The organism is Micromonospora mangrovicola (assembly GCF_047200535.1).
In the GTDB taxonomy this organism is placed as follows: domain Bacteria; phylum Actinomycetota; class Actinomycetes; order Mycobacteriales; family Micromonosporaceae; genus Micromonospora.
Genome location: NZ_JBJZOG010000203.1, coordinates 1 through 3,358 on the forward strand (window position 1 = coordinate 1; position 3,358 = coordinate 3,358).

Here is a 3,358-nt window from a genome sequence, read left to right on the forward strand (position 1 = left end):
ACCGGGTTAGGGGACGGTGTTCGGCGGCGGAGACGCCGTGGCATGTCGCGGTCGGCCGCCGAGGGCGGTGACGGAGTGGGCGACCCGACGGCCCGCGCACCGCGTCGGCCCGCTGCTCAGCGGTCGGTCACCGGCTCAGCGGTCGTTCATGCCGGCGCGGCGGCGCAGCGCGGCCACGTCGGTCACCACGATCCGGCGCCCCTCGGTACGCAGCCAGCCCCGGCTGGCGAAGGAGCCGATCGCCTGGTTGACGCTCTGCCGGGAGCCGCCGGCCATCTCGGCGAGCTGGCTCTGGTTGAGCTCGATCGTGATCATCGGGGCCTGGCTCTCGCCGGCCAGCCGGACCAGCGTCTTGGCCACCCGGCCGGGCAGGTCGAGGAAGACGTGGTCGGCGTTCTGCTCGGTGAGCCGGCGGATCAGCCCGCCGAGCGAGCGCATCACCGCGTCGAGGATGCGCGGGTTGGAGTGCACCAGCTCCATGAACGCCGGGCGGGACAGCGCCAGCGCGGCGCAGTCCTCGATCGCCTCGGCGGACGCCGACCGGGTCGAGGCGTCCAGCAGTGAGACCTCGCCGAGCACGTCCGGCGGTCGGATCACCGAGAGCACGGCCCGTTCACCGGTCGGCGCGGTGCGGAACACCGCCACCGCGCCCCGGCGCAGCACGATCAGCGACTCGCCGGGGTCGTTCTCCACGAAGAGCAGCTGACCCTTGCGGTACGTGCGCGGCACGGCCGCGGCGATGACCCGTTGCCGCACCTCCGGCTCGAGCCCGGCGAACATCTCCACGCCCGTGAGCGCGTCACCCGGCTCCGGCAGGCGAACCTCCACGGCCCAACCCCTCCCCGGTCAAGGACCACAACTCGCACACCGGGTGAACCCGTCATCCCCCCGTACGAGGCATCGGAGCCGGTTCGGCGTCCGGTAGCGGTACACATCAGATCATGACGGTCTGGTCGCTTGCTGTACACCCCCGGAGACACTTCCGTGACCCGCCCGAGCTGCGGCGCGGCGTCGGTGACCTCGGCGGACGCCCCGCCGGAGGGCCGCTCGCGGCGGTGGGCCAGGATGGTGGGGATGGTCTACCGCTACTTCTACGACTGTGAGTTCATCGAGGACGGCCGGATCGTCGACCTGGTGTCGATCGGCGTCGTCGACGAGTACGGCCGCGAGTTCTACGCGGTCTCCACCGAGTTCGACGACTCCCGGGCCGTGCCCTGGGTGCGCCGCAACGTCCTCGACAAGCTCCCCTCGCCGGCCGACCGGGCCTGGCGGTCCCGGGCGCGGATCCGTGACGACCTATACGAGTTCCTGATGGCGCCGGTCCGGGACCGACCGGGGGAGCAGTTGGAGCTCTGGGCGTGGTACGCGGCGTACGACCACGTGGTGCTGGCCCAGCTGTGGGGCGCGATGCCGGCGCTGCCCCGGGAGATCCCGCGGTTCACCAAGGAGCTGCGCCAGCTCTGGGACGACCGGGGCCGGCCGCGGCTGCCCGACGCCGACGCGGACCGGCACGACGCCCTCGTCGACGCCCGGCACAACCTGGCCCGCTGGCGGGCCATGACGGAACGGTGACCTTCGCGCAGGTTTGACCGGTTCTGTCCCGGGCACGGTTCGCAGCGAACCGACCCGAGGGAGTGCCATGAGTGACGCGCCGACCACCGTCACGGACGCCCGCCGCCGGGTGACCGAGCTGGTTCGGGACGCTCGAATCTGCCTGTTGACCACCACGTCCGTGGACGGGCGGCTGGTCAGTCGGCCGATGGCGCTGCAGGACACGGAGTTCGACGGGGACCTCTGGTTCTTCACGTACGCGGACTCCGCCAAGGTCCGCCAGATCCGGGTGAATCCGGAGGTCAACGTCGGCTTTTCCGACCAGCGCCGGCACGCCTGGGTGTCGGTGGCCGGTACCGCGCAGGAGGGCTGGGACGCCGCCCGCGCCGAGCGGCTGTGGAGCCCGCTGCTGAGGCCCTGGTTCCCGGACGGGCCGGACACTTCCGGGCTCACGTTGATCAAGGTGCACGCCGGCTCGGCCGAGTACTGGGACGCGCCGGGCGGCGCGGCGGTCAACCTGCTCGGCGCCCGGGCGGCGGTGACCGGGCGGCCGCCGCGGGCGCGGGCGAACCACGAGGTCAGCTACTGACCGGTAGCCGGTCCGGCGGGCGGAAACGGGCCGGGGCGCGGTGTCGGCGGACACCCGCGGCGACTACAGTGCGCAGTGACGGCCCGCCCCGGGCCGGCAACGGCGCCGATTGTCTGATCTGACACATATCCTGGGGCTTATCCGGGCTTCACCTGATGCTCCAGGAGGATGAGCAGATCATGCGTATCGGCGTGCTCACCGGCGGCGGCGACTGCCCTGGTCTCAACGCGGTGATTCGGGCGGTGGTCCGCAAGGGCGTCGCCACCTACGGTCACGAGTTCGTGGGCTTCCGGGACGGCTGGAAGGGTCCGCTGGAGGGCCTGACCAAGCCGCTGGGTATCGCGGAGGTCCGTGGCATCCTGCCGCGCGGCGGCACCATCCTCGGCTCCTCCCGGACCAACCCGTTCAAGATCGACGGTGGGGTCGAGCGGATCAAGGAGAATCTCGCCGCCCAGGGCGTCGACGCGCTGATCGCGATCGGCGGCGAGGACACCCTCGGCGTCGCCACCAAGCTGCACGAGCTGGACGTCAAGGTCGTCGGCGTGCCGAAGACCATCGACAACGACCTGGGCGCCACCGACTACACCTTCGGCTTCGACACCGCGGTCAACATCGCCATGGAGGCGATCGACCGGCTGCACACCACCGCGGAGAGCCACCACCGCACCCTGGTCGTGGAGGTCATGGGCCGGCACGCCGGCTGGATCGCCCTGCACGCCGGCCTCGCCGGTGGCGCCAACGTGATCCTGCTGCCGGAGCGGCAGTTCGACGTCGACCAGGTCGCCGGCTACGTCGAGAAGCGCTTCCAGCACCAGTACGCCCCGATCGTCGTGGTCGCCGAGGGCGCCCAGCCGATGGAGGGCCAGATGGTCCTGCACAACCAGGAGCTCGACGCCTTCGGCCACGTCCGCCTCGGCGGCATCGGCCAGTGGCTCGCCGAGCAGCTGGAGGCGAAGACCGGCAAGGAGGCCCGCACCGTGGTGCTCGGCCACATCCAGCGCGGCGGCACCCCGACCGCGTTCGACCGGGTGCTCGCCACCCGCCTCGGCCTGCACGCGATCGACGCGGCGCACGAGGGCGACTGGGGCAAGATGGTCGCGATGAAGAGCACGGACATCATCCGGGTCCCCCTCGCCGAGGCCACCCGGGAGCTGAAGACCGTGCCGCTGGAGCGGTACGCCGAGGCCGAGGTCTTCTTCGGTAGCTGATCGACGGCCG

The 3,358-nt window shown here is 71.8% G+C and carries 4 protein-coding genes; 3 read left to right on the forward strand and 1 reads right to left on the reverse strand.

Annotation, left to right across the window (positions count from 1 at the left end; genetic code table 11):
- Positions 1-135 precede the first annotated feature (135 nt).
- On the reverse strand, positions 136-828 hold the full coding sequence (locus ACL02O_RS33865) for a Crp/Fnr family transcriptional regulator (protein ID WP_073838866.1): 693 nt from the start codon (positions 826-828) through the stop codon (positions 136-138).
- 246 nt (positions 829-1,074) lie between these two features.
- Here ACL02O_RS33865 and ACL02O_RS33870 point away from each other — a divergent pair, with 246 nt between their 5' ends.
- The 3 genes from ACL02O_RS33870 to ACL02O_RS33880 all read left to right on the forward strand — a co-directional run bounded on the left by ACL02O_RS33870 (position 1,075) and on the right by ACL02O_RS33880 (position 3,348).
- Positions 1,075-1,572 (forward strand): polyadenylate-specific 3'-exoribonuclease AS, encoded by a 498-nt coding sequence (locus tag ACL02O_RS33870; protein ID WP_412822262.1) that lies wholly within the window; start codon positions 1,075-1,077, stop codon positions 1,570-1,572.
- Positions 1,573-1,639: 67 nt separating this feature from the next.
- The gene (locus tag ACL02O_RS33875) at positions 1,640-2,140 is read left to right on the forward strand and encodes a pyridoxamine 5'-phosphate oxidase family protein (RefSeq protein WP_412822261.1); all 501 of its coding nucleotides are present in this window, start codon (positions 1,640-1,642) and stop codon (positions 2,138-2,140) included.
- 179 nt (positions 2,141-2,319) lie between these two features.
- Positions 2,320-3,348, forward strand: coding sequence for a 6-phosphofructokinase (locus ACL02O_RS33880; RefSeq protein WP_412822263.1), 1,029 nt, complete (start codon positions 2,320-2,322; stop codon positions 3,346-3,348).
- Positions 3,349-3,358 lie beyond the last annotated feature (10 nt).

Excerpts from the sequence above, each read along its gene's own strand:
- ACL02O_RS33875 (WP_412822261.1), top strand. The coding sequence starts at position 1,640 with ATGAGTGACGCGCCGACCACCGTCACGGACGCCCGCCGCCGGGTGACC.
- ACL02O_RS33880 (WP_412822263.1), top strand. The coding sequence starts at position 2,320 with ATGCGTATCGGCGTGCTCACCGGCGGCGGCGACTGCCCTGGTCTCAAC.
- ACL02O_RS33870 (WP_412822262.1), top strand. The coding sequence starts at position 1,075 with ATGGTCTACCGCTACTTCTACGACTGTGAGTTCATCGAGGACGGCCGG.